This is a genomic window from Photobacterium sp., from assembly GCF_033720175.1.
Classification (GTDB): Bacteria; Pseudomonadota; Gammaproteobacteria; order Enterobacterales; family Vibrionaceae; genus Photobacterium.
Genome location: NZ_JAWWDA010000014.1, coordinates 31087 through 55680, shown reverse-complemented (window position 1 = coordinate 55680; position 24594 = coordinate 31087). Strand labels below are relative to the sequence as shown.

The window sequence follows — 24594 nt, the reverse complement described above, 5'->3', positions numbered from 1 at the left end:
GTTTACTCCTGAATTGATCCAATATGGCTGGAAATCTGACCAACAGTGTAAAACGAGCCAAAGACGATTACCACATCGTCCTCTTCAGCTTGTGTTAGCGCTGCGTCAAAAGCTTGCTCTGGTGTTGAAAAACCGGCTGTAGCATGAGGTAAGTGCTCAATGATCTCTTCGGCTTTGGCCGCTCGCGGGCCTTTTAAGGACGCAGGATACCAGACATCAACCATCCCTTTCATCTCAGCAACAGTGGATGCGATATCTTTATCATGCAGCATCGCAACGACCGCATGAATACGGGCTTTGTTTTCCCGCTTTTTCAGCAGCTCCAGCTGAGTGGCAAAATAATTGGCAGAATGGGGGTTATGTGCAACGTCCATAATCACTAACGGTTTTTCAGCCACTCGCTCCATTCTGCCGGGCAGTGAGGCCTTCGCCAAACCCGCTGCAATATTTTCATCGCTGATATTCAGCTCGGCCGCGCCTAGTGCCATCAATGCTGTCGCGGCATTAGGCAAAGGCAGCGACGGCAGCGGGAGCTGCTGTAAATCAAATGCGCCACAATTCCAGCTCCAGCTCTCACCGTGGTGTTCATAACTGAACTGATAGCCAACCTGGTACAAGTGCGCTCCGATATCGTCGGCATGCGCCGGTACGGTGGAAGGCGGATTAGGCTGGCCACAAATTGCCGGCTTATCAGAGCGGAAGATACCAGCCTTCTCGTACCCAATGACTTCAATATCATCACCTAACCAATCAACGTGATCGACGGCAAGGCTGGTGATCACCGCGACATCATGTTCGACAATGTTCGTCGCATCCAGCCGCCCGCCCAGCCCGACTTCCAGAATCGCCACATCCACCTGATGCTGCTTAAGCAGGTGCAACGCCGCCAAAGTGCCAAATTCAAACAGGCTTAGACTGGTTCCACCCCGGCATTGTTCTATATCAGCAAAAGCCTGGCTATGTTGATGATCAGCCAGCTCCTGACCGTTAATGCGAACACGTTCGTTGTAACGAACCAGATGAGGAGAACTATAGACACCCACTTTATATCCGGCATCAAGCAAAATGGCTTCAAGAATGGCACAGGTAGAGCCCTTGCCGTTGGTTCCCGCGACGGTGATCACCCGCTCTGCGGGCTTGGTAAGCTGAGCATGTTGGGCGACGGCGAGCGCGCGATCCAAACCAAGATCAATGGCGCTGGTATGAAGTTGTTCTAAATAGGTCAGCCAGGAGGAAAGGGAGGCTGTGGCTTGTGGTGCGGTCAATCCAGACATTGGGATGTATTCACTTATTAATACCCATCAAAGGTACTAATTTAACACTGAACCGAGCCTGAGTTCACGTAAACAAGAAAGAAATTCTACTTAGCACCCGCTAGGTGTTTTTTTCTTGTTTAAACCCGTTGCCCGGTTCAGTGGCAACATCAAAAAGGCTTATGCCTCTTCGTTATTTTCTTTTTCAGCTTCTATCTGCAGTTGCTGAGGTTGATCAACCGGCACGACTAAAGGTGATGTGTTATTCGTCATTTTAGCCACCAGGCCGCCAATGCGCTGACGCATTTCGCGACGATCAACGATCATATCAATCGCACCGTGCTCAAGCAGGAATTCACTACGCTGAAAACCTTCAGGGAGTTTTTCACGCACTGTCTGCTCGATAACACGCTGACCCGCAAAACCGATCAACGCTTTTGGCTCACCAATGTTGATATCACCCAGCATGGCCAGACTTGCCGATACACCGCCCATTGTTGGATCAGTCAGCACAGAAATAAATGGCAGCCCTTTCGCCGACAGGCGTTCTAATGCCGCGCTGGTTTTTGCCATTTGCATCAGAGACATCAGTGCCTCCTGCATGCGCGCTCCGCCACTGGCAGAGAAACAAACCAGTGCACAGTTGCTGGCAATGGCTTCGTCAACAGCACGAACAAATTTAGCACCGACAACTGAGCCCATTGAACCGCCCATGAAAGAAAACTCAAACGCACAGGCAACAATTGTCTGCTCCAGCAGAGTGCCCTTCATTACGATTAATGCGTCTTTTTCGCCACTGTTTTTTTGGGCAGCAGAAAGGCGATCTTTATATTTTTTTGAATCACGGAACTTCAGTTTATCTTTCGGCTCCATATCAGCAGCCAGCTCTACCGGGCTTTCTGTATCAAGAAAAGTCTCAAGACGACGGCGCGCCTTCATACGCATGTGATGGTCGCACTTTGGACACACTTCGAGGTTACGTTCCAGGTCGGCGTGATAAAGTACTTGTTCACATGACGTACACTTTGTCCAGACCCCTTCAGGGATCGACACTTTTCGAGAAGAGACAATATTGCTTTTGGTTAGTATCTTTTCAAGCCAGCTCATGAATGACCTTTAGTCTATATTCCCCCGCTAATTTAAGCTGAGGATGAAAATTCGTTAACTATCGGGGGTGAATTAAAGCACAAAGTTGCCAATCTGTAGATAAAAAACTGGTTGTACCTTATGGTTTATACGCTAATCACCTCAATCTGCCAGGAAAAGAGGCCCTAGCGGTGCTGTTGGTAAACCAAATTCTTCAGGGTAATCGACGGCGACTAAGTATAGTCCCGCGGCCTTTGCTGTTTCACCTGCGACACGGCGATCTTTTTGTTCAAGTACCCACTTCATCCACTCCGGAGTTTCCTGGCCGCGACCGACCCGGATCAGGCTCCCCGCAATGTTGCGTACCATGTGGTGTACAAATGCATTGGCTTTGATGTCGATGATCACAAAGTCGCCCTGACGGCTCACATTGACATGCTTCATATCGCGCCATGGGCTTCGTGATTGACATTGAGTCGCACGCACTGACGAAAAGTCATGCTCTCCAACCAAATATTGCGCCGCTTCATGCATTTTTTCCTCGTCTAGGTGGCCGTGATAATGGCTAACACCAATACCAAATATAGCCGGACGTAATGCATTATTATAAATAATGTAGCGATAACGACGTGCAGTGGCACTAAAACGGGCATGAAAATCATCGCTCACTTCTGTTGCCCAACGTACTGCGATATCTTTTGGCAGGTGCGCATTGACACCAATTGTCCACGCAACCATTTTGCGTTCAACATCAACGTCAAAATGCACAACCTGACCCGTTCCATGAACCCCAGTATCTGTCCGTCCGGCACAAAATACGGTAATCGGTTTATTCGCCACATGTGATAACGCCTTTTCCAAACGTTCCTGAACACTATCTACATCACGTTGACGTTGCCAACCGCAGTACTTTGCACCGTCGTACTCAATACCTAAAGCTATTCGCATAATTTAATTCGTTCTCAGAGCGGCGCATGGCCAATATCAAAAGGGGGATTATAAGGAATAGAGTGTGGGAAAAGAACCCCCCAGACGCTTGATACGCCGTCTAAGGGGATATTCGTGGGATTATCTCATGTATTGCGTCAGTAAGCTCTTCGCTTCACGTTGGCTGCCTGCATCGCCACCGGCAGTGACTTCTTCCAGCAGAGCAATCGCACCATCGGCATCATTCATCTCGATATAAGCCTTGGCTAAATCTAACTTGCTGGCGAATTCACCTTGGTTATCAACATCAAAAGATTTAATGTCAGTCAGTACATCCGGAAACTCGTCTAAGCCGACCTCTAAGTTCAACGGTGCGGTATCCAAATCGAGCGAATTATTCAGCTCATCGTCCTTCATCAGCTCTTCAATACTGATATAGGGAGAACTAGCTGACTCCTCTTCTTGCAGTAATTCACTGGCACCTTCATCGAGCAGTAAAGACGATTCTTCCGCTTCTGCAAGTAGAGCTTCAGGATCAAACGCATCGACGTCTTCAACCTGCATATATGGCTGTTCAGACCAATTTTCACTTTCGAGTTCAGGTTCCGGTGTTGACGCCGCCCAAATTGCACTATCTTCTTCTGACATAACAAGATCGGTATCGGCCTCGTCATTATAATCAGCAGGTTCTTGAGACAATAAACGCTCACGCTCGTCCACATCTAAACCTTGCTCACCGGGCAGATGTAAGTCTTGTTCAACGTCGGGTTCCGATACTCGTACGCCGGTTGGCTCAGCTTGCTCGTCTAAGTCAGATGGTTCGTCTAAATCAGGTTGCTCAGCTGAACTTGGCTGCTCTGATACCGACGTCATATTCTGCGCCGGCTCTGCTGGAGCTTCAGGCTCTGCTTCAACTTCAAACATTGAATCAGGCTCAGTCAGCAACGCCGCCATGTCCAGCCCTGCGGACTCAACCAGAGCCTCATCAAACATATCAGCCGGTGCTGGCTGTGCTTGAGCGGGTAACGGGCGGGGGGTGTACTGTTCTTTCAGTCCTTGTTCAAGCTCATACTGTTCCAGTTCATGCTGCTCTTCAAAGGAGGCTTGCAACGCTTCATTTTCACTGAACTCAGGCAAGGTTGCTGGATCGATAGCTGCAAACTCAAATTTCTCAGCACTTAACTCTTCAGGTTGTAACGCCGGAGCCTGCGGTGCCTCTTCAATAAGCTCACTCGCTTGCTGAGGCTTATCGGTAGCCTCAACCGCTTGCTGCAGCTGCTTAACCATATTATCTAAAGCCGCTTGCTCTTCGTCTTCAGAAAGCGGAGATAACGCTTCTTCTGCGGCATCAGCCTCCGGATCGTTGAACGCTGCTTCTTCATCAAACTCAGGAAGGTCATCTAAAGACAGAGATTCCCCAATATCAGAGCCTATCGGCGGTAAATCCTGGAGCTGACTGGGATCCAATCCAACTTCTGCCAGAGCCGTATCTTCATCGAAGACCGGAAACTCGTCTAAATCAAGAGTTGTCGGCTCGGGGTCGATAACGGGCTTATCGAAGGCCGGATTATTAACGGTTTCAAACAGCTCATCAACACTGCGCTCTAAATCCTGAATATCATCGTTCTCAGGCTCATCAAGCAAGCTTTCAACATCAGTCACCAGCGAATCGATACTGTCTTGGTCTTCTGCCATTAAGCCAGGCTCAGGGGCCGGTGTTAATGCCGGTTGCAAAGCCGGTTCATCGCCATCCGTGGGTTCTATATTCTCTGGTTGCGGTGTCAACTCATCATGAGGCTGAGTCTCTAGCGCTTCATTGAGGATGGCGTCGAAAGCTGCCGCCGGATCCTCTTGCGAAGGAAAGTCAGCATCCATTTCATCGGCAACGCTTCCTGGCTCACCAACCGAGGCTTCAACCCGATTGGCTGAGCTGTCGCTATCAACAGATTCAAATTCAGGATCTGTCTGTTTTGCAAGGCCAGGAGCCTCAGTACCATCGGCTACGGCAGAACTGACCACATCCGAAATCAGGTGATCGTCCAGAATATCATCCAGCAAATCAGTACTGTTTTCTTCAATAACCAGATTATCAATGTCTACCAGCTCATCATCCGGTTCTGGCGCAACATTGAGCTCCGGCGGGTCACTTTCAAACTCATCGTCTGCCTCATCAAGCAGCTCATCAAGTAATGCCGTGCTGTTTTCGTCTATCGATATAGCCGAGTTCAGAATGCTGTCGTCTTCAGCTTCAAGCAACTCATCCAGCAAGGCTGTGCTGTTTTCTTCGAGATCTATGTCACTCGATAGCTCATCAGCGTCAATGATTTCATCAAGTAATTCGACACTGCCTTCTTTAAAAACCGTGTCTTGCTCCGGGAGCTCTGCCTCTTTTTGCTCAGCGAAATAAACAGCTTCATCGACAACCGTTGGATTTGCCAGTTCAGCCGCTTCTGCAAGAGCTTGATCTACCGCAGCCTGTTGAACGATATCGTCAGCTGAGTTTGTATTTTCAAGGGCGCGGTCTTGAGGGGTATCGGTAGTGTCAGGCGCTTTGGCAAAAGAGTCAGCCCCTGTTAACTCCGGCGACTCTGAACTCAACGAGTCGAACAACGTATCAAGCTCATCTTGTCCTGCGACTTCATTTTCAACTTCTGACAACAGATCATCAAGAATCGACTGATCAAGCAGCCCCTCGTCAATGCCGCCATTGGTCAGGAGTTCATCATCAAAAGTACTGTTCGCTTCATCTGAAGAGAGATCAAAATTCTGCTCATTGGCATCTTGTTCTTGCAACGACTGCTCCCACATGGCAGCCAAGGCTTCATCTGAATTTTGATCGGATGATTGCTCCATCAAATCTAACGCCCGCTCCATATCTTGCAGGCCAATCGCTTCCTCATTACCTTTAACAGAGATACTGCTCAATGAAAGATCGCTATGGATATCAAAGTCATCATCGCTATTGAATGAAAGATCCAGACTTTGAGCATCACCTGCTGCATGCCCTATCTCCACTCCTGAATCCGGAGCAAATAAACTGTCTTCCGGATCATCAAACAACGCGCTCTCATCACTGGCGAATAAATCGTCGATATCGTTATCATCGCTCAGCGTCAAATCCGGAGTCTCATCATCCTCGCCAGTCGGCGGTGCCACCATAACCGGCCCATTAGCCTCCGGAGCATCGAGTGACTTAACATCATCCAAAGCCGGCTCTGTTTTCTTACGGCCAAACAAAAGAAACGCGATGGCACCGGCAATCAGGGTGCCGGGTATTAGCGCCAGTGCCGCTAAAATCCATGGGTTAGCGATTGCGCCGTCGACCCAAGAAGGCTCTTCAACCACAGGTTGTTGCGGCTGGGTTTTCTGCTGTTCCAGGAAACCAATGATTTCACCACGCAACTCTTCATCATCGGTGATCTGATCTTTAAGCGCGGCAACCTCATGGCGCATTTCTGCCAGGCGAACCCGTAGCAAGTGATTGCTTTCCAGTAGCTTCGTCATCTGAACGTCAGATGCATCTAATTGCTCTTGCAGCTCTGGAGAGGCTTTCAACGGTTTAGCCGGAATTCCCCCTCCAGCCGCACTCTTGCTCGGCGTGACCGTTTCTTCGCTCGCTGTTTCGGGCTTAGCTAACGGAGTGACAACAACCGGGGGTTTCGCCTTGGCCACTTTTTGGGGTGACGAATTTGCTGAAGCCTTGGGTGCAGGCTTGGACGTTGAGGGGACGGCAGTACTGCGGGCCTGTCGCCGCTGGTCGATCTCTAAGCGACGCTTAACACTCTCGATATCTTCACGCTGAATTTGAGCCATTGTCGGCATTCTCAGCTGGCTTCCCGGGATCAAGCCATGGACATTATTATTCTCAAACGCTCGCGGGTTAGCTCGATGGATCGCACCGATAACCTGATAAACAGAGACTGACGGACTGGGACGATAACGAGATGAAATCGACCACAAGGTTTCATTATCCCTTGTTGGTCCATATTGATTAACGGACCCCGTATTGGATACAGCCCCGGTCTGGTTAGTGTTTCGGTAGCGGTCAGAAACGGCAACAGGCTGATCATCATCAGCCGGGCCAAGAATGCGGACAGTATTAGCATGAACCTGCATCGGTACTAAGAAGGCTGCAGTTGCAAAAATGACCGGTAAAATTAAACGTTTCATCATATTAGATTGATTAGACACTGCCCGGGGCCCTCTCTGGCAGGATATGGAATGACATAAAATCGATTGGATAAATATCAACAAGGCTGTAAACACCGCAAAGGCTTATCCAATCGTATTTACTATATCGAACTGGTATGCAGAAGCTGTAGTCTGTTCACGAAAAACTGTGGTTTTATTAGCAAATAAGGGACAAGTATCAAAGTTCAGGCACCGAGATTATAAATCTCGATGCTAGAACCGGGAGACTAGGTACTAGAAACTCGAACCTCGATACTAGAAACTAGAAACTAGAAACTAGAAACTAGAAACTAGGCACTCGAATCTCGAACCTTACAAATACTCTGCGATCAGTTTTTCTGCAATCTGAACACTGTTAGTTGCTGCGCCTTTACGAACATTATCGGCAACAACCCACATATTCAGGCCGCAAGGATGGCTGATGTCTTCACGAATCCGAGCAACCATAACGTGATCTTTCCCCGTCGCATTATCTACCTGAGTTGGATAATCGCTACCGTGGAAGACTTCAATACCTTCGGCATTGTCAAGCAGGCCTATCGCCTCTTCGATATTGACAGGCTGACGGGTTTCAACATGCACGGCTTCAGCATGGCCATAAAAGACAGGAACCCGTACACAGGTCGGATTAACACGGATACTGTCGTCCCCGAAAATCTTCTGGGTTTCCCACACCATTTTCATTTCTTCTTTGGTGTAGCCGTTATCCATGAAGTCATCAATGTGCGGTAAGCAGTTGAACGCAATTTGCTTATCGTAAGCCTTGTTTTCAGCCGGCATTCCGTTAAGCAGCTTCGCGGTTTGTCCCGCCAGCTCGTCGATGCCTTTTTTGCCTGAACCGGATACTGACTGATACGTTGCCACATTAATGCGCTCAATACCGTAGGCGTCATGAATTGGCTTCAGTGCCACCAGCATCTGAATCGTTGAACAGTTAGGGTTAGCAATAATATTACGGTTACGATAATCAGCGATGGCATGCGGGTTTACCTCTGGCACTACCAGAGGAATATCGTGGTCATAACGGAAATGGGATGTGTTATCGATCACGATGACCCCAGCGTCAGCGGCTATCGGTGCCCAGTGTTCAGATGCTTCAGCTCCAGCAGAGAAGAATGCAATCTGTACCTGGCTCCAGTCAAAGTCTTCAACATCTGTGATACGTTTCGATTTACCGTGGAAGCGCAATACTTTACCAGCGCCACGCTCGGTCGCCAGTAAATAAAGATTACGAACAGGAAAATTGCGTTCCTCCAGTATCTCTACTATCGTTCCACCTACAACGCCTGACGCGCCGAGTACTGCAATATCAAATTCCTGACTCATTGAGTTTCCTCTACTACTGTAAAACCTAATTTAGCCAGCGACTCTACCCCAAAGTTGGCCTTTCCTGCTACTGTAATCGCACTATATTCGCGTCGATCCCAGTAATTTTTTCTCATCTGATCAAAAGCCGCAGCCATTTGGCTATCATCGCCTGCTGTCAGGGTCATTTTTCGTCTAAACAGAGCATCATCTTTGCGGATGTCATAAATCAGCTGGATCAACATAAACAGATCCGCTTCATCCCAGGGTTTGCTCAAGCGAACATAGGGCACGGGGGCTACCGGCAACAGGCTTGAAGCTGCAACCTGCCGCGTAAGATTGAGCGATTGACAAAAACAGTTGTACACCATGGTGGTGCCGCGCGCTTTACCTTCCAAACCGTAGCCTGCAATATGAGGCGTCGCAAAAGCCAGTAATGGCAACAACTCCAAATCGACTAACGGCTCTTTCTCAAACACGTCCAGCACCGCTGTCAGTACTTTATTCTGGCCAGATTGCGCTTGCTGCAACGCAACTTTCAACGCCTGATTATCAACAACGGGGCCGCGGGCCGCGTTAATAAGAATGGCATCGGGTGCAAGCTTGGCCAAAAAGGCTTCATCGACTAAATGATACGTCGGGAAATCACCGTCACGGGTGATCGGAGTATGCAAGGAGATCACATCACACTGGGCCAGGAGTGTTTCCAGGGAATGAAAAGTACGGCTATCCCCTTGCTGCTTTTTCAATGGATCATTTAACAAATAACGAATACCCAGCGCATCAAGACATTGTGCTAAATAGCTGCCGACATTGCCGGCCCCGATAATACCGATCGTTTTATCGAAAATAGAAAAGCCCTGCTGCTGACCTAATACCATCAAGCAGCTTAACACGTACTCAGCGACCCCGACTTTGTTGCAACCGGGCGCTGCCGTGAAGGCAATACCACGTTCAGCCAGTAATTGTTGATCAACATGATCGTACCCAGCCGTTGCGGTACCTATAAATTTCAACTTATCGGCTTTTGCCAGTAATGCTTCATTAACGGCGGTTACCGAACGGATCATCAGGGCGTCAATACCGACTAAATCGCCAGCCGATAAAGTACGGCCAGGCTTGGCAATCACTTCCCCAAGCTGGCCGAACAATTCTGGCGCATAGGGCATGTTTTCATCGACAAGAATTTTCATTTTTTCTCCGGGGGAAAGGAAAGCGCTCAGAAGCCAAAGGAACTAAATACTAGGTACTCGAAACTCGAAACTCGAAACTAGTATCTTATGTCTAACGCCTTACGTCTAGCACCTAGCACCTAGCGTCTAGCACCTTTCTTCAGACATAAAAAAACCCGGCACAGGGCCGGGTAAAAAATCCAGGTAAAAAGCATCAGCATCTGGGTATAGACACCTTCTATAAAAGAAAATACTATTCACAAAAGCTGATGTTGCGTCTGTTTACTGGCACTGGCAACAGAAAACCAATCATTAAGATGCCTCCGCTAAAAGTCGTCCATTTGATTGGATCTCCTAGCCAGTGCCGTTCCTGGAAAAAGACAAAAGAAGTTTTCAGGAGCGAGTGTAAAGTGTCAAGTTACTCACGAGAGTTTCGAGTAGCGCGTTGCTAGAATTCCGAAACGCACTCCTCGCTTCTCCTTACCCACTTATCGTCACTCGCTCCTGATGGTTTTTAACCTTCGTATTTCTTAATCACGAGTGTCGCATTGGTGCCACCGAAACCGAAGCTGTTAGACATAACCGTCTTCAGTTCTTGCTCACGCGTTTCAGTTACGATATCCAGACCTTCTGCTGCCGGATCTAGATTGTCGATGTTAATACTTGGCGCAACAAAGTTATTATTCAGCATCAAGGTTGAATAGATGGCTTCGTGTACACCGGCAGCACCCAGCGCATGACCGGTCATTGCTTTGGTCGCAGAGATTGCCGGGCTGTTCTTTCCGAACAACTCCTGAATGGCACCTAATTCTTTAACATCGCCAACTGGCGTAGACGTGCCGTGGGTATTGATATAATCCACTGGCGCATCAAGATCTTTCATCGCCATCTTCATACAACGGACGGCACCTTCGCCTGATGGCGCAACCATATCGTAGCCATCAGAGGTTGCACCATAACCTACGATTTCACCGTAAATTTTCGCACCACGTGCTAGCGCATGTTCCAACTCTTCAACCACCAGCATGCCGCCGCCGCCAGAAATCACAAAACCGTCACGATCGGCATCATAAGTACGAGATGCTTTTGTCGGATCATCATTATATTTGGTTGATAGTGCGCCCATCGCATCGAACATCATTGTCAGTGTCCAATCGAGCTCTTCACCGCCACCAGCAAAGACAACGTCTTGCTTGCCAAGCTGGATCAATTCAACAGCATGGCCGATACAGTGTGCCGATGTCGCACATGCTGAACTCATGGTGTAGTTCACGCCACGAATTTTAAATGGCGTAGCAAGGCAGGCTGAAACGGTTGATGACATAGTACGAGGTACCATGTAAGGGCCAACACGCTTGACCCCTTTTTCGCGCAGAATATCAACGGCTGCCGCTTGGTTATGCGATGACGCACCACCCGAACCTGCCACCAGGCCAGTCCGGTCATTAGATACCTGATCGTCGGTTAAACCCGAATCTTCAATGGCTTGTTCCATCGACAAATATGCAAATGCGGCGGCATCACCCATGAAACGCATCTTTTTACGATCGATGTGCTCAGCCGGATTCATTTTCAAATCACCCCAAACATTGCTACGCAATTTCTTTTCTGCGAACTGTTCAGAGAAGCTAATCCCAGACTTACCACTTTTTAGAGAGGCCAACACCTCTTTAACGTCGTTACCAATGCTGGATACGATACCCATGCCTGTAATTACGGCTCGTTTCATGATGAATTCCTACTGTCATTTAACGTTGTCAATATTAACGGGTTTACTAACAGAAAGTGGTCAGCTTTCCCTACAATCGGGTACAATCGCCACCAATTATTGATTAAGTATATCTCTAGAGCTGTTTAATTCGCCGCTATTTCTTTTAAGAACAATGAGAAAGTACCCTATTGAATAATAACCAGGCGCTACCTGGCGAAATAGCAATGAGATGAAATTATACCATTTATGAGGTTTCCCTTGTCTGACAAGCGTATCGAGCACGCCATTCTTGATTGGAATGAGGCCGGCACTCCAGTATCTAATAACTTTGACGATGTCTATTTTTCTAACACTAACGGGCTGGAAGAAACACGTTACGTCTTCTTGCAACAAAATGGACTGCCTGAACGCTGGGAAACACTTAATCGCCGCCGTTTTGTGATTGCCGAAACGGGCTTTGGGACTGGGCTGAATTTTCTCGCCGCATGGCAATGGTTCAAAGCCTTTCGCCAGGCAAACCCAAGCGCAACAACCAAAGAGCTGCATTTCATCAGCTTTGAGAAATTCCCGGTTACCCGAGATGACTTAATCAAGGCCCATCAGGCCTGGCCAGAGCTGGCTGATTTAGCAGAGCAACTGCATCCCCACTACCCGCCAGCTGTTGCCGACTGCCATCGAATTGTGCTGGAAGATGGGATGATCACCCTCGATCTGTGGTTTGGCGATATCAAAGACTGTCTACCGCAAGTCTGGACCAGTGATGACGGTATTGTTGATGCGTGGTTCTTGGATGGTTTCGCCCCCAGCAAAAATCCGGAAATGTGGAATCAGGAGCTTTTCAGCGGTATGGCAAAAATGGCGCGCCAAGATTGCACCACCGCAACCTTCACCGCTGCCGGTTTTGTTCGACGGGGTTTAGTTGAAGCCGGTTTTGAGATGGCTAAAGTGAAAGGTTTTGGCCATAAGCGAGAAATGCTGGCAGGAAAAATCACCAAACGCCAACACAAGGCAAACTTCAAGCCCTGGTACGCCCGTTCGGCCGCGACGAATCCGACAGATGTCGCGATCATTGGTGGCGGCATTGCATCGGCGGCCACGGCACTGGCTCTGGTTCGCCGAGGCATGAAGGTTACACTTTATTGTGCTGACTCGTTACCGGCAGAAGGTGCATCGGGGAACCGCCAGGGCGCAGTCTACCCATTATTGAATGGCTCAAACGATACCCTTTCCCGCTTCTTTGCACCGGCATTTTTTTATGCGCGTCAGTTTGTTGAACAGGCCGCGGTAAAAAGTGAATTTTCCCACGACTGGTGTGGGGTCACGCAACTGGCCTGGGATGAGAAAGCCGCTAAAAAATTAGATAAAATGCTGACAGGTGCCTTCCCGCCAGAGCTTGTTCATGGATTGAACACCGAGCAAACCGAGCAAAAGACCGGGGTTAAATCAGGCCATTCGAGTGTTCACTACCCGAAGGGGGGCTGGCTGTGTCCGCAAGAACTGACCCGCGCGTTGGTTACCCAGGCACAAGAAACCGGGCTGCTTATGATCCAAGTCGAAACAGATATTAGTCAACTGGGATCGGTAAACGATAAATGGCAACTCACCGATATCTCGGGTAACACCTTTAGCCATGACAGTGTCATTATTGCAAACGGTCATCGTTTTTCTGAATTTGAACAAGCGAAAGCGATCCCTGCCTATTCGGTGCGCGGACAGGTTAGCCATCTTCCAACCAACAGCACGTTATCAGAACTGAAAACGGTACTGTGTTATGACGGCTATCTCACACCGGAAAATAAAGCTACGCAGACCCATTGTATTGGTGCCAGCTATCGCCGCAACAGCGTTGACTTGGCGTTTAGCGAACAAGAGCATGATGATAACAAGCAGCGATTAGTCAACTGCCTGCCAAGTGTCGGGTGGCCGACCGAAGTCGACATTTCAGATAATGAGTTTCGGGCCGGTGTTCGCTGTGCCAGCCGCGATCATTTACCCTTTGTCGGCGATGTTTGCCGTTACCAGGCATTGATTGAGCAGTATGCCGACCTCAGAGATCAGCAAGACACCGCAGAGGCGGTGCCTGTTTATCAAAATTTATACTCGATCGTCGGTTTAGGCTCTCGGGGGTTAAGCTCCGCCCCGCTGCTGGGTGAACTGCTAGCTTCGCAGATCTGTGGTGATCCGCTCCCCTTGCCCCATGCCGTATTAGATGCTCTGCATCCCGGCCGTATGTGGGTTCGCCGCTTAGTGAGAGGCAAGCAGCTTTAACAGTTACGAGAAACTATATCCCCTATTCAACAGCCGCTGTAACCGGAGGGGCGGTATCATTTCCGCCACCGGAATCTGATACTGCAACCCCAATCACTACAGCCGCGACCCCCACCGCAAGCACTGTCGCCGTCAGGCCTCCCGCAGATGCCGCCAACGCGGTATCAATCCCTGCGGCAGCGCCTGTCGAACTGCTGGCAGCGGTTGTCACAGCATCAGTTGATGTCGTTGTGGATCCCGCCGAGGCAGATGAAGATGTGGACGGTTGAGTTGCTTGATCTTCCGCGGCAAAAACAGTACTAGAAAGCATCCCAGCCAAAAGCAACGTAATCGCAAAATTCTTCATAGCTTTTCTTTATTCCCCTAACTTATAACAACAATCTTCTATTATTGATATACAGATAAGTATAGGACAAGAATGACTATTTGGTGAAAAATGACAGTGGTTCTATGGTTCTTTTTTGCCCCTTTACCACAGGGCCGCGGCTCGCCCATCAAATGTTGAAGACACACCTTCTATTTCATCTCTGTTCCTGTTACTACCTCTGCTTCAGGCTTCACGGCTTTCAGCTTTTCCGCAAGAGCCCTTTGCGCCTCGCAATCACCGTGAATCACATGGATTTTTTTAGGCCCCAACTCGATACCATCGACAAATTTAAGCAAATCAGCTTGATCAGCATGAGCCGAATACCCCTCCATTTGATGGATCTTTGCTTTTACCTCAATGTCATTACCGTTGATCTTTACTTTTTCACGGCCTTGAATAAGTTCTCGCCCCAACGTTCCTCGGGCCTGATAGCCGACCAAAATCACATCCGTTCTGGCATCAGCTAACAAAGCTTCCAGATAATTAAGAATACGTCCGCCAGTGCACATTCCACTTGCGGCCACCACAATGGCGGGCTCTCCCGTTGTCTTTAAGCGATTAACCAAGGCTTGATGGTCAGCATGAGAATTGATGGTAATACATTGGGAAAATGAAAGCGGATGGCGACCTTGCTGATAGCGATCTTTCGCCTCTCTTGCCCAAAGCTGCTTAAATTCTCGATACTGTTGTGTGATTTCACCCGCCAAAGGAGAGTCGAGGATAATAGGAATTGATTCCCAGTTTACTACCTGATTACCGGGTACTGCTGTCGCAATAATATTTTCAATATCAAACAGCAGTTCTTGCGTTCGCCCTACACTAAAGGCCGGGATTAAAATGGTGCCACCGTCAGTGAACGAACGCTGAACAATTTCCTTTAGCTGTTGTTCACGAACGGACACCGAATTGTGTGCTGTATCCCCATAAGTACTTTCAATGATCAGGGTATCGACCTGTTGGGGAGATTGGGGATCCACTAACAACGGTGTATTACAGGGGCCTAAGTCTCCGGAAAAAACTACAACTTGGTTATCAGGCATTTTCATTTCGATATAGGCGGAGCCTAAAATATGACCAGCCGGCTGAAAGCGAATACTGACCACCTCACCGGATGGCAGTACCAGTTGCGCCCAGCAGTCATAAGGGATGGGGATAAGTTTCTTTTTTACCACACTGGTGAAATGTTCGCACTGTGACCGATTCAGACCTAATTGTATTTTCAGGCCATCTTCCAGCATTAAAGGCAGCAAGGCAGCCGTTGCTTCCGTCGCATAAATCGGGCCTTTATAACCTGCCGCCAGTAACCAGGGAATACGACCAACATGATCAATATGGCAATGCGTCAGTAACAACCCACGAATGTGACCGATAGAAAATTCGATATCAAAAGAACCGGTGTTTTCCGAACCTTGAAATAACCCACAATCGATAAGCAACCCATGCTCACCGACTAATACTTCATGACATGAGCCAGTAACACCTGTTCTGGCCCCATGATGAGTAATTTTCACCCTCGTACTCCCCCTGATTGTATCGATAGCGGGATGATGACAAAGCTTAGAAGATCGGTGGAAAAGTGAGCAGAAATGCTCGAGACATATCACGAAAATATCTGTGAGGTTTAACTTATAGGTACAGCCAATCAAAGAGATCCGCACCATTGGGAAAACAGAACAGCCAACGATAAATGAGCTAGTTCAATATGGCACTATGAAAGAAAAAGCTGACACAACCGAGATGAAAAGAAAATCAAGAATAACGACCAAAAACACAAAAAATAAAACATTAAATATCAGTAGATTGTGGATATATCAAGCAAACCGCAACCCCCGATAGCTGATTAAAGAAAATATTAAGCCCTATAATCTGAACTCAACTTTTTGAAAGCCGAAAAAATTGTTATACTTGCGCGCTGAATCCAAACTTTATGTACTGTCTGATGTTTTTTGACCTTTTCTTCGTTTTCTTTTCATCGTTTACAGCCTTATTTTTACTTCGTAAATTCGCCAGAAGAATTGGACTGGTAGATAAACCAAACGAGCGTAAGCATCATTCAGGGTCTGTCCCGCTCGTGGGTGGAATAGCTATATGTATTACATTAGCACAGTACCTCTATTACAACCCGACACTCCTCGCTGATTCAGGCCTCTATGCTTTCTGTATCATTGTCTTAACGACTGTCGGCGCACTTGATGATAAATTCGATGTGAGCTTTAAGCTAAGGTTTTTGATTCAGGGTGCTCTGTCGATTTGTATGATCTACTTTGCCGGTTTGGAATTGCAAACCCTCGGTAACATGATCGGATTTGGTGCAATCGACCTTGGAGTGTTTGGCTATTTTATAACAGTGCTTGCAGTCATTGGTGCCATCAACGCATTCAATATGGTTGATGGCATCGATGGATTGTTAGGCGGGCTTTCCATCGTGACCTTCGGAGGGTTGGCTTTAATGCTGACTTATGATGGTCAATCTGAACTTGCCTATATTTGTTTGGTCATCATTATCGCAATTGTGCCGTACATCCTTTTAAACCTTGGCGCTTTTGGGCGCAGGCGCAAGGTGTTCATGGGCGATGCCGGAAGCATGTTAATAGGCTTCACGGTCATCTGGATGCTGCTGCTTGCCAGTCAAAATGGTACAAAACCACCTCTACGGCCAGTCACGGCGCTATGGCTCATAGCAGTCCCTCTAATGGATATGGCGGCAATTATGATCCGCCGGGTTCGTCGAGGTGATTCACCGTTCAAGCCCGACCGTGAGCATTTACACCATATATTTCAACGATTAGGATTAAACTCTGTCCAGACATTGATTGCTATCTGTTCTATCGCAGCACTTTACGCGGGCTTTGGTATTTATGGTGAGATTAACAACATTCCAGAATATGCTATGTTCTGGCTGTTTATTGGATTTTTTGTGATTTACTTTGCACTACTTTCAAATGTTTGGCGAATTACGGCAGCATTAAAAAAACACGGCATATTGTTACAAAAATAATCAAAACGTATTGATCACAAAATAAGCTACTTGCGTGATAGGGGCACGCGAAACCCTAGGGCGGTAGCATTCACCATTATTAATAAATTAAGGACACCATAAGTGGATAAACCAGAAACCATCCCACCAACAGATATTAAAGGCCAAAATGTTATCGATAACCAGGTAAGCTTAAATGAACTAATATCATACATTTGGAAGCATAAAATTCTACTCGTAGTTACTACCTTTATCGTTACTTTGTTATCTGTTGTATATGCCTTCATGGCTGAAGAAACTTGGTCATCAAATGCTGTGATAATTGAACCACAGATTAGTAACTTCTCCAGTTATAGAAATCAAGTCAAAAAATATCAACCAATTTTTGACATATCTCAGGAAGATGGAACCATCCTAATCAGTAAAGAATTAGATGATTTAGTCAATCCGAGTCTATTATTCCAATCATTCCTATCTCAGTTTAATTCTAGTTCAAATAAGCAAAAATACCTTAATGGAAACAATGATTTTCTCAAAGTAAAGAATACCATTGAAAAAAATGATTTATATGAGGATAACGTAAGAAGGCTTTATACTTTATGGTATAAGAAATTGAATGCTGAACAACTCACTCAGAAAAACTTACATCAGCCTCTAACTATTAATGCTAGCGCAAATAATAGAGATAGTAGCTTTAACATGCTAAATGAATATATCAACTTTGTTACAAAAAAAAGTAATGCTATCGCATTCAATAACTTACACTCAGTTGTATCAAACAAAAAAAATGAACTTGAACAGCAAAAGTTAATCTTGCTTACTCAAGCAGGTAATCGCCTTGAGGTAGAAAAAGCCCGTACTAAGTACTCATTAAATATAGCCAGATCAGCAGGCGCAGTAAAACCTCTCTCTAACTTTGGCTCAGACGAATTGTTTTCAATTAACCTAGGCTCAGATGCTCTATCTGAAAAACTCAATTCACTAGAAAACATAAAAAACCTAAGCATTATTGAGCCTAAATTACAACAAGTAAATGCAAGACTTACTTTAATTACTCAGATGCCTATTGCTAATAAAGTAGAGTTTAAGCCATTTAGTTTTCTTCAAGACGTTGAAAAACCGTTAAATCGAAGCAACCCTAAACGCCCATTAATCGTTCTATTAGGCTTGATTTTTGGTTTTATCATTAGTGTCTTGGTTATTACGACAAAACATGCAATTAAAAATAAATAATTACAACTATGGCATAAACAAATAACCCATATATTTCTACTCCAAAAACAGATAAATACGCAGCTATAATTATGATTAAAACAATAGCATTAACCGTTACATACTCAAATAGACTAGAATATTTAATTCCTGTAATTGAAGAGCTCAATAAACAAAATTTTTCTGATATTATAATCATTTTTAATGGTTGCGAAAGCGCTGTTATCGATGAAATTAGAGTAATATCAAAAAACCTCAGCTCTGATTTTCATTTATTGCAAACCCCAACTAATGAAGGTTCTGCTGGTGGATTTCACAAAGGAATTAGATACGCAATCGAGTCAAATATTGATTATGAACGCTTGTTAATATTAGATGACGATAACTTAATTCCATCCAATTTAAGAAATGAACTTGAAGATATTTCACTAAATCAAGACGAAATATTATTTATTTCACGCAAAGATAGAAGAAACCTTGTTCAGGCAAGAGATGATGGAAATCCCTGTTTAAATATATCTACCCGTAATTCTTTTTTAGGGCATGATTTATTTAAGCGATTTATTCCATCATATGAAAATACTGAGAGTGACATCATTTGCGCTCCGTATAGCGGGTTAGTAATCTCAAAAGAAATTCTAAATAATGGTGTTTTACCTGACAAGAGCTACTATCTCTACGGAGATGACTATGAGTTTAGCTATCGGCTAGTCATCGATAATGGACTAAAAATAAGAGTCTACAACAAATCAGAAATAACAGATATGGAAACTAGCTTCCATATATCAAATAAAAAAAACAGTAAGTTAAGTAACAGGTACTTAGATGCAAATGATACAAGAATATATCATTCAGTAAAAAACCAAATTGTTTTTTCAAAGAAAAGAATAAATAATTACTTCATATTTTTAATAAATCTACTACTACTTACTCCACTATACTTAGTCACTTTTATTGCTAATAAAAAATATAAAAGTTCAATTGTCTTCATGAAAGGATTAAGAGATGGCTTACTTAAAAAACAATAGCATGAAATTGAATATTGTTGTAGCACCTTATCGTGACGCTTATTTTTACCATAACTACGGCCCAGCAGTCAGAGATCTTCAGTTTATTTTTGAGTTGGAAAAATTAGAACAAGTCAGCAAAATAACAATTATTAATAGACCAGTTTCAATACTAGAAAAAATTCTATTGAAAAAACCAATCAAGAAATTAATTACTACAGGTAAAATCAGTACTGTACACAATGTATCTAAAGATATTTTTGGTGCTATTAAAGGAAGAGCTTGGGCTCAAGATATATACTCAAGCGCCATCGAAAAGACACTCAAAGAGAATTATAACCAAAACAAAATTAATGTATTTCTAGATTTTTTACCAATCGGCACATTTGAAGCTAACTGTTTAAATGGTTGGTATTATTGGTACGATCTCATTGATAATTTTAAAAAACATAATCGATTTTCAGTCAATGAAAAAAAACTTGTGGACAGGAAGTATCAATTCGCTTCTAAATATTCGGATCTAATTACAGGTGTAACAGAAGCAAGTTTAGCTAGCTTTAATATTCAAGCAAAACAAGTGATATCGAATAAAGTATTCATTGACTCTACTCAAACTGATACTGACTTCACTACTAGTAATGATAAATATGATTTTGGCTTTATTGGATTTGTAACCGATAAGTTTGATTATGATATTGTATATAAGCTATCTCAGAACTATAAAATAGTAATTTATGGATCAATACTTGATAAAACAATGAAGAAGAAACTTAGCAATACTAATAATGTCACCTTAAAAGGCAAGTTTAAATACAGTGAAATTAGGCAATTGTGTACAACTTTTGACATTGGGTTGTTGCCTTATTTAATTAAAAAAAGTCATGATGGTTCACCTCTTAAACTTTATGAGTATATCAAATACAATAAGCCATGTATAACTTCAATAGACTATGAGATTAAAAATGATGACTTAATAGTTAACTACAACAAACAATCAGTCGATGTAAAGCTAATTGAAAAACTATTAAATATCACTGGCAATCCAAAGATATCCGAACAAATAAAGCCAGAATGGCTTCTGAAAAATAATTTGCACCATATTATTATGAATAATATTCAACACACCAATAAAACACAAAGTGTAGAATAAAAAATGGATAACATATTTTTTATTCTAATACTAATTTTAGGATTAATGTCCAGCTTGTACCGCGTCGAACATTCCTCCAGAATAATAACTCCGTTACTATTCGTTATTACTATTTCTTTTTTTATCGGTTTTCGATCGGAGTTTTCAGGTGTAGATACTCAAACATATATAAAAATATTCTATCAAGCAGTTGAGAGTAATGAGCTTGTTTTAAACTATGAACTGTTTTTCTCTTTAATTATTTACTTATCATCTCAATTTTTAAGCGTTGAGATGTATTTATTTTTCATTGCGTTTTTTTCATTTTTAGGATTATTAATAGCAGCCAGAATGTTAAACTTATCAAATGCTACTGTTTTTATAGTCGTGTTTTTAGCATTTCTTCCTGGGTTGGATTTAGTGACCAATGGCATAAGAAATGGTTTATCCTTAACTCTTGGATTACCATTTTTTGTCTATGCTATGATAGTAAATAAGTCGAAAAGACTTATTCCAAAATTAATTAATATTACACCCGTTTTTTTCCATTACTCTTACATCCCTATTTTTTTTATGGGATTTATTAGTAGGAAGTTAATTAATTATAAACTATCCATAATTCTAATACTTATTTCCATTGTATTTTTCACTACATGGATAATTATACCTGCTGATTTAATTCAGGGCATAGCAAGACCGTATACATCTCTACCAGATCCATTTGGTAAATTAGCTAGATACATTATATTAGAAAAACAAATAATGTCTGAAGGTGTAAAAGCTTATTTTTATGTTGTATCACTACTCTTGACACTAATCACAGCGATCCCTTTGTTGTCTCAACCTCATACGGCAAAAAAAGACGATAGATATAATAGATTGTTTTTTATATCTTCATTAGGTATAATGGTATATTCGTCTGTTTATTTTATGGGCTTTTCATACCGATTTATGTTTCTGTTCTATCCTATACAAATACTAGCTTTCACATATGTGTGGGATAAGTACGTAACAAATCAACTCACTCGTATTATAATAGTAGCGTTTATCATTCTCAATTTCTTGGTGACATATTCAACATCAACGTTTACAGAAATGGATCTACTATTCGTTTATTAAGTCAACTGGTTTTTTAACTATGAAAATTCTTGTAACTGGTGGGGCGGGATTTATTGGTTCTGCAGTCATTCGTCATATTATCAACAATACTAAAGACAGCGTAGTTAACATTGACAATCTAACTTATGCAGGCAACCTAGAATCTTTAGAAGAAGTTAGCCGTAATGCTCGTTATACTTTCGAACATGCTGATATCTGTAATGCTTCAGAAATGGCCAGAATCTTCTACGAACATAAACCAGATGTTGCAATGCATTTAGCTGCTGAAAGTCATGTTGACCGTTCTATCGATGGCCCAGCGGCATTTATCGAGACAAATATTCTTGGTACTTACACTTTGCTAGAAGTTGCTCGACAATACTGGAACGAACTTGAAAGCGAAGCTAAATCAGCATTCCGTTTTCACCATATCTCAACAGATGAAGTATACGGTGATCTCGAAGGTACTGATGATTTATTTACTGAACAGACACCTTATGCACCAAGCAGCCCTTATTCAGCCTCTAAAGCATCAAGTGATCATTTAGTTCGAGCTTGGCAACGTACTTATGGTTTTCCAACTATCGTAACTAACTGCTCGAACAATTATGGTCCTTACCACTTTCCCGAGAAGCTAATACCGCTAATGATTCTCAATGCTTTGGAGGGCAAATCCTTGCCGGTGTATGGTGACGGTATGCAAATCCGTGACTGGCTGTTTGTTGAAGATCATGCCAGAGCACTGTACACAGTTGTTACCAAAGGCGAAGTTGGCGAAACTTACAATATAGGTGGTCATAATGAGAAAGCCAATATAGAGGTCGTAAAAACCATTTGTAACCTACTTGAAGAACTAGCGCCAAATAAACCAAATGGTGTCACTTCATATCAAGACCTAATAACCTATGTAAAAGATCGTCCTGGCCATGATGTTCGCTATGCTATTGATGCTTCAAAAATTGATGCCGAACTGGGATGGAAACCAAAAGAGACTTTTGACTCAGGGATCAGAAAAACTGTTGAGTGGTACTTAAACAATGAAACATGGTGGAGCCGTGTACAAGATGGGTCATACAGTCGCGAACGTTTGGGAATGGAAGGGTAATAAATGAAAGGAATTATTCTTGCAGGAGGGTCAGGTACAAGACTTTACCCAATTACACGCGGTGTTTCTAAGCAACTATTGCCTGTATATGATAAACCGATGATCTATTATCCACTGTCTACACTCATGTTGGCAGGAATTCGTGACATTTTGATTATTACAACTCCTGAAGATAACGAAGCGTTCAAACGTTTACTTGGTGATGGTTCAGACTTCGGAATTAATCTTCAGTATGCTATTCAGCCAAAACCCGAAGGCCTTGCTCAAGCCTTTCTGATTGGTGAAGAATTCATCGGCAAGGATAGCTGTTGCTTGATCCTAGGAGATAATATTTTCTACGGACAATCTTTCTCTCGAACTTTACGTAATGCTGCAATGCGTGAACACGGAGCATCTGTTTTTGGTTATCACGTCAAAGATCCTGAACGTTTTGGTGTAGTTGAATTTGATGATGATTTCAGCGCCATTTCAATTGAAGAAAAACCAGTAACACCTAAATCAAATTGGGCTGTTACGGGACTCTATTTTTATGACAACCGAGTAATAGATTTGGCTAAAAAAGTGAAGCCATCAGCTCGCGGTGAACTAGAAATTACGACATTAAACCAAATGTACCTGGAAGCCGGTACACTCAATGTTGAACTATTGGGACGAGGTTTTGCTTGGCTGGATACTGGCACACATGAGAGCTTACATGAGGCATCTTCGTTTGTGCAAACCATTGAAAATGTTCAGGGATTAAAAGTAGCCTGCCTAGAGGAAGTTGCATGGCGAAATGGTTGGCTAACAGACAAACAAGTTCTAGAAGTAGCTCGGCCGATGTTAAAAAATGACTATGGCCAATATTTACAGTCGCTTGTTACGGAACAAAATTTACAGCTGACACTTAAAGTATCGGATGAGTCTCGAAAATGAAAGTTTTAATCACAGGCAGTTTAGGTCAGGTTGGCCAAAGCCTAGTGCAACAACTCAATGGTAAAGCTAATCTATTGGCAGTAGATCGCTCAGAACTTGATATCACAGATGAATTGGCAGTGAATGCAACTGTACTAGCCTTTTCTCCTGATGTAATAATTAATGCCGCAGCTCATACTGCAGTAGATCGTGCAGAAGAAGAAGTCGAGTTATCATATAAAATTAACCGCGATGGCCCTTCTTACCTCGCTCAAGCCGCTAACAAAGTTGGGGCCGCCATCTTACATATTTCTACTGATTATGTCTTTGCCGGCAATCGAGAAGGCCTCTACTGCGAAGAAGATGCAACCAACCCGCAAAGTGTTTACGGCCAAAGCAAACTTGCCGGAGAAGAAGCTGTAACTAAACACTGTTGCCGACATATTATCTTGCGTACTTCTTGGGTCTTTGGCGAACATGGGAATAATTTTGTAAAAACCATGCTCCGCTTAGGTCAAGAGCGAGATACTTTGGGTATTGTAGGTGATCAACTTGGTGGTCCTACATATGCATGTGACATTGCAGATGCATTGATCGTAATTGCAGAAAAGATTTGTCAAGGAGACACTGTTCGGTGGGGCGTTTACCACTACTCAGGACTACCAAACGTTAGCTGGTATGAGTTTGCCATAAAAATTTTCGAACAGGCAAAAGGAAAATCTGTCGTGGCTAACGTGCCATTGCTAAGCAGTATTTCGACAAGTCAATATCCAACGCCAGCCAAACGTCCGGAAAACTCTAAACTTAACACACAAAAAATAACCAATGAGTTTGGAATTCCTGCATCAGATTGGCAGAAAGCATTACAAAACATTCATCTATACGCTTAATT

At 44.0% G+C, this 24594-nt stretch carries 18 protein-coding genes; 9 read left to right on the top strand and 9 right to left on the bottom strand.

Annotation, left to right across the window (positions count from 1 at the left end; translation table 11 throughout):
• Positions 1-2: 2 nt before the first annotated feature.
• The 7 genes from folC to fabB all read right to left on the bottom strand — a co-directional run bounded on the left by folC (position 3) and on the right by fabB (position 11663).
• The gene (gene folC / locus R3289_RS15305) at positions 3-1274 is read right to left on the bottom strand and encodes a bifunctional tetrahydrofolate synthase/dihydrofolate synthase (protein ID WP_318926562.1); all 1272 of its coding nucleotides are present in this window, start codon (positions 1272-1274) and stop codon (positions 3-5) included.
• Between the two features lie 159 nt (positions 1275-1433).
• On the bottom strand, positions 1434-2360 hold the full coding sequence (gene accD / locus R3289_RS15300; RefSeq protein ID WP_318926561.1) for an acetyl-CoA carboxylase, carboxyltransferase subunit beta: 927 nt from the start codon (positions 2358-2360) through the stop codon (positions 1434-1436).
• A gap of 141 nt (positions 2361-2501) precedes the next feature.
• Positions 2502-3287, bottom strand: a complete 786-nt coding sequence (gene truA, locus R3289_RS15295) for a tRNA pseudouridine(38-40) synthase TruA (protein ID WP_318926560.1) — start codon at positions 3285-3287, stop codon at positions 2502-2504.
• 120 nt (positions 3288-3407) lie between these two features.
• Positions 3408-7439, bottom strand: coding sequence for a FimV/HubP family polar landmark protein (locus tag R3289_RS15290; RefSeq protein WP_318926559.1), 4032 nt, complete (start codon positions 7437-7439; stop codon positions 3408-3410).
• 330 nt (positions 7440-7769) lie between these two features.
• Positions 7770-8783, bottom strand: a complete 1014-nt coding sequence (locus R3289_RS15285; protein WP_318926558.1) for an aspartate-semialdehyde dehydrogenase — start codon at positions 8781-8783, stop codon at positions 7770-7772.
• Complete coding sequence (locus R3289_RS15280) at positions 8780-9955, bottom strand: 4-phosphoerythronate dehydrogenase (protein ID WP_318926557.1); 1176 nt, start codon at positions 9953-9955, stop codon at positions 8780-8782. Before R3289_RS15280 ends, R3289_RS15285 begins: the two co-directional genes overlap by 4 nt.
• A 493-nt stretch (positions 9956-10448) precedes the next feature.
• Positions 10449-11663 carry a beta-ketoacyl-ACP synthase I gene (fabB, locus tag R3289_RS15275; protein WP_318926556.1) on the bottom strand — a complete coding sequence of 405 codons (1215 nt, stop codon included), beginning with the start codon at positions 11661-11663 and terminating at the stop codon, positions 10449-10451.
• A 228-nt stretch (positions 11664-11891) separates the two neighbouring features.
• On the opposite strand from fabB, the gene mnmC reads away from it, so the two are divergent.
• Entirely contained in the window at positions 11892-13913 is a 2022-nt protein-coding gene (mnmC, locus tag R3289_RS15270; RefSeq protein WP_318926555.1) for a bifunctional tRNA (5-methylaminomethyl-2-thiouridine)(34)-methyltransferase MnmD/FAD-dependent 5-carboxymethylaminomethyl-2-thiouridine(34) oxidoreductase MnmC, read from the top strand.
• A gap of 22 nt (positions 13914-13935) precedes the next feature.
• Here mnmC and R3289_RS15265 read toward each other — a convergent pair whose 3' ends face one another.
• Together R3289_RS15265 and R3289_RS15260 are read right to left on the bottom strand one after the other, a co-directional pair.
• Positions 13936-14259 (bottom strand): hypothetical protein, encoded by a 324-nt coding sequence (locus R3289_RS15265; protein WP_318926554.1) that lies wholly within the window; start codon positions 14257-14259, stop codon positions 13936-13938.
• A gap of 170 nt (positions 14260-14429) precedes the next feature.
• Positions 14430-15791: an MBL fold metallo-hydrolase gene (locus R3289_RS15260; RefSeq protein ID WP_318926553.1), complete on the bottom strand. Its 1362-nt coding sequence runs from the start codon at positions 15789-15791 to the stop codon at positions 14430-14432.
• Positions 15792-16219: 428 nt separating this feature from the next.
• Here R3289_RS15260 and wecA point away from each other — a divergent pair, with 428 nt between their 5' ends.
• The 8 genes from wecA (at position 16220) to rfbD (ending at position 24592) form a co-directional block, all read left to right on the top strand.
• Positions 16220-17278 carry a UDP-N-acetylglucosamine--undecaprenyl-phosphate N-acetylglucosaminephosphotransferase gene (gene wecA, locus R3289_RS15255; RefSeq protein ID WP_318926552.1) on the top strand — a complete coding sequence of 353 codons (1059 nt, stop codon included), beginning with the start codon at positions 16220-16222 and terminating at the stop codon, positions 17276-17278.
• A gap of 102 nt (positions 17279-17380) precedes the next feature.
• On the top strand, positions 17381-18490 hold the full coding sequence (locus R3289_RS15250; RefSeq protein WP_318926551.1) for a Wzz/FepE/Etk N-terminal domain-containing protein: 1110 nt from the start codon (positions 17381-17383) through the stop codon (positions 18488-18490).
• A 71-nt stretch (positions 18491-18561) separates the two neighbouring features.
• Positions 18562-19497 carry a glycosyltransferase gene (locus tag R3289_RS15245; protein ID WP_318926550.1) on the top strand — a complete coding sequence of 312 codons (936 nt, stop codon included), beginning with the start codon at positions 18562-18564 and terminating at the stop codon, positions 19495-19497.
• The gene (locus R3289_RS15240) at positions 19475-20626 is read left to right on the top strand and encodes a hypothetical protein (RefSeq protein ID WP_318926549.1); all 1152 of its coding nucleotides are present in this window, start codon (positions 19475-19477) and stop codon (positions 20624-20626) included. The genes R3289_RS15245 and R3289_RS15240 overlap by 23 nt, the downstream gene beginning before the upstream one ends.
• 3 nt (positions 20627-20629) lie before the next feature.
• Complete coding sequence (locus R3289_RS15235) at positions 20630-21724, top strand: EpsG family protein (RefSeq protein ID WP_318926548.1); 1095 nt, start codon at positions 20630-20632, stop codon at positions 21722-21724.
• A gap of 19 nt (positions 21725-21743) precedes the next feature.
• Positions 21744-22808 (top strand): dTDP-glucose 4,6-dehydratase, encoded by a 1065-nt coding sequence (rfbB, locus tag R3289_RS15230; RefSeq protein WP_318926547.1) that lies wholly within the window; start codon positions 21744-21746, stop codon positions 22806-22808.
• Positions 22809-22811: 3 nt separating this feature from the next.
• The gene (gene rfbA, locus R3289_RS15225; RefSeq protein ID WP_318926546.1) at positions 22812-23723 is read left to right on the top strand and encodes a glucose-1-phosphate thymidylyltransferase RfbA; all 912 of its coding nucleotides are present in this window, start codon (positions 22812-22814) and stop codon (positions 23721-23723) included.
• Positions 23720-24592, top strand: coding sequence for a dTDP-4-dehydrorhamnose reductase (gene rfbD, locus R3289_RS15220; RefSeq protein ID WP_318926545.1), 873 nt, complete (start codon positions 23720-23722; stop codon positions 24590-24592). The genes rfbA and rfbD overlap by 4 nt, the downstream gene beginning before the upstream one ends.
• Positions 24593-24594 lie beyond the last annotated feature (2 nt).

Coding starts and splice junctions, on each gene's coding strand:
- R3289_RS15235 (WP_318926548.1), top strand. CDS start 20,630: ATGGATAACATATTTTTTATTCTAATACTAATTTTAGGATTAATGTCC.
- rfbA (WP_318926546.1), top strand. CDS start 22,812: ATGAAAGGAATTATTCTTGCAGGAGGGTCAGGTACAAGACTTTACCCA.
- accD (WP_318926561.1), bottom strand. CDS start 2,360: ATGAGCTGGCTTGAAAAGATACTAACCAAAAGCAATATTGTCTCTTCT.
- R3289_RS15285 (WP_318926558.1), bottom strand. CDS start 8,783: ATGAGTCAGGAATTTGATATTGCAGTACTCGGCGCGTCAGGCGTTGTA.
- R3289_RS15245 (WP_318926550.1), top strand. CDS start 18,562: ATGATTAAAACAATAGCATTAACCGTTACATACTCAAATAGACTAGAA.
- R3289_RS15280 (WP_318926557.1), bottom strand. CDS start 9,955: ATGAAAATTCTTGTCGATGAAAACATGCCCTATGCGCCAGAATTGTTC.
- rfbB (WP_318926547.1), top strand. CDS start 21,744: ATGAAAATTCTTGTAACTGGTGGGGCGGGATTTATTGGTTCTGCAGTC.
- wecA (WP_318926552.1), top strand. CDS start 16,220: ATGTTTTTTGACCTTTTCTTCGTTTTCTTTTCATCGTTTACAGCCTTA.
- mnmC (WP_318926555.1), top strand. CDS start 11,892: ATGAGGTTTCCCTTGTCTGACAAGCGTATCGAGCACGCCATTCTTGAT.
- fabB (WP_318926556.1), bottom strand. CDS start 11,663: ATGAAACGAGCCGTAATTACAGGCATGGGTATCGTATCCAGCATTGGT.
- rfbD (WP_318926545.1), top strand. CDS start 23,720: ATGAAAGTTTTAATCACAGGCAGTTTAGGTCAGGTTGGCCAAAGCCTA.
- R3289_RS15240 (WP_318926549.1), top strand. CDS start 19,475: ATGGCTTACTTAAAAAACAATAGCATGAAATTGAATATTGTTGTAGCA.
- R3289_RS15290 (WP_318926559.1), bottom strand. CDS start 7,439: ATGATGAAACGTTTAATTTTACCGGTCATTTTTGCAACTGCAGCCTTC.
- folC (WP_318926562.1), bottom strand. CDS start 1,274: ATGTCTGGATTGACCGCACCACAAGCCACAGCCTCCCTTTCCTCCTGG.
- R3289_RS15265 (WP_318926554.1), bottom strand. CDS start 14,259: ATGAAGAATTTTGCGATTACGTTGCTTTTGGCTGGGATGCTTTCTAGT.
- truA (WP_318926560.1), bottom strand. CDS start 3,287: ATGCGAATAGCTTTAGGTATTGAGTACGACGGTGCAAAGTACTGCGGT.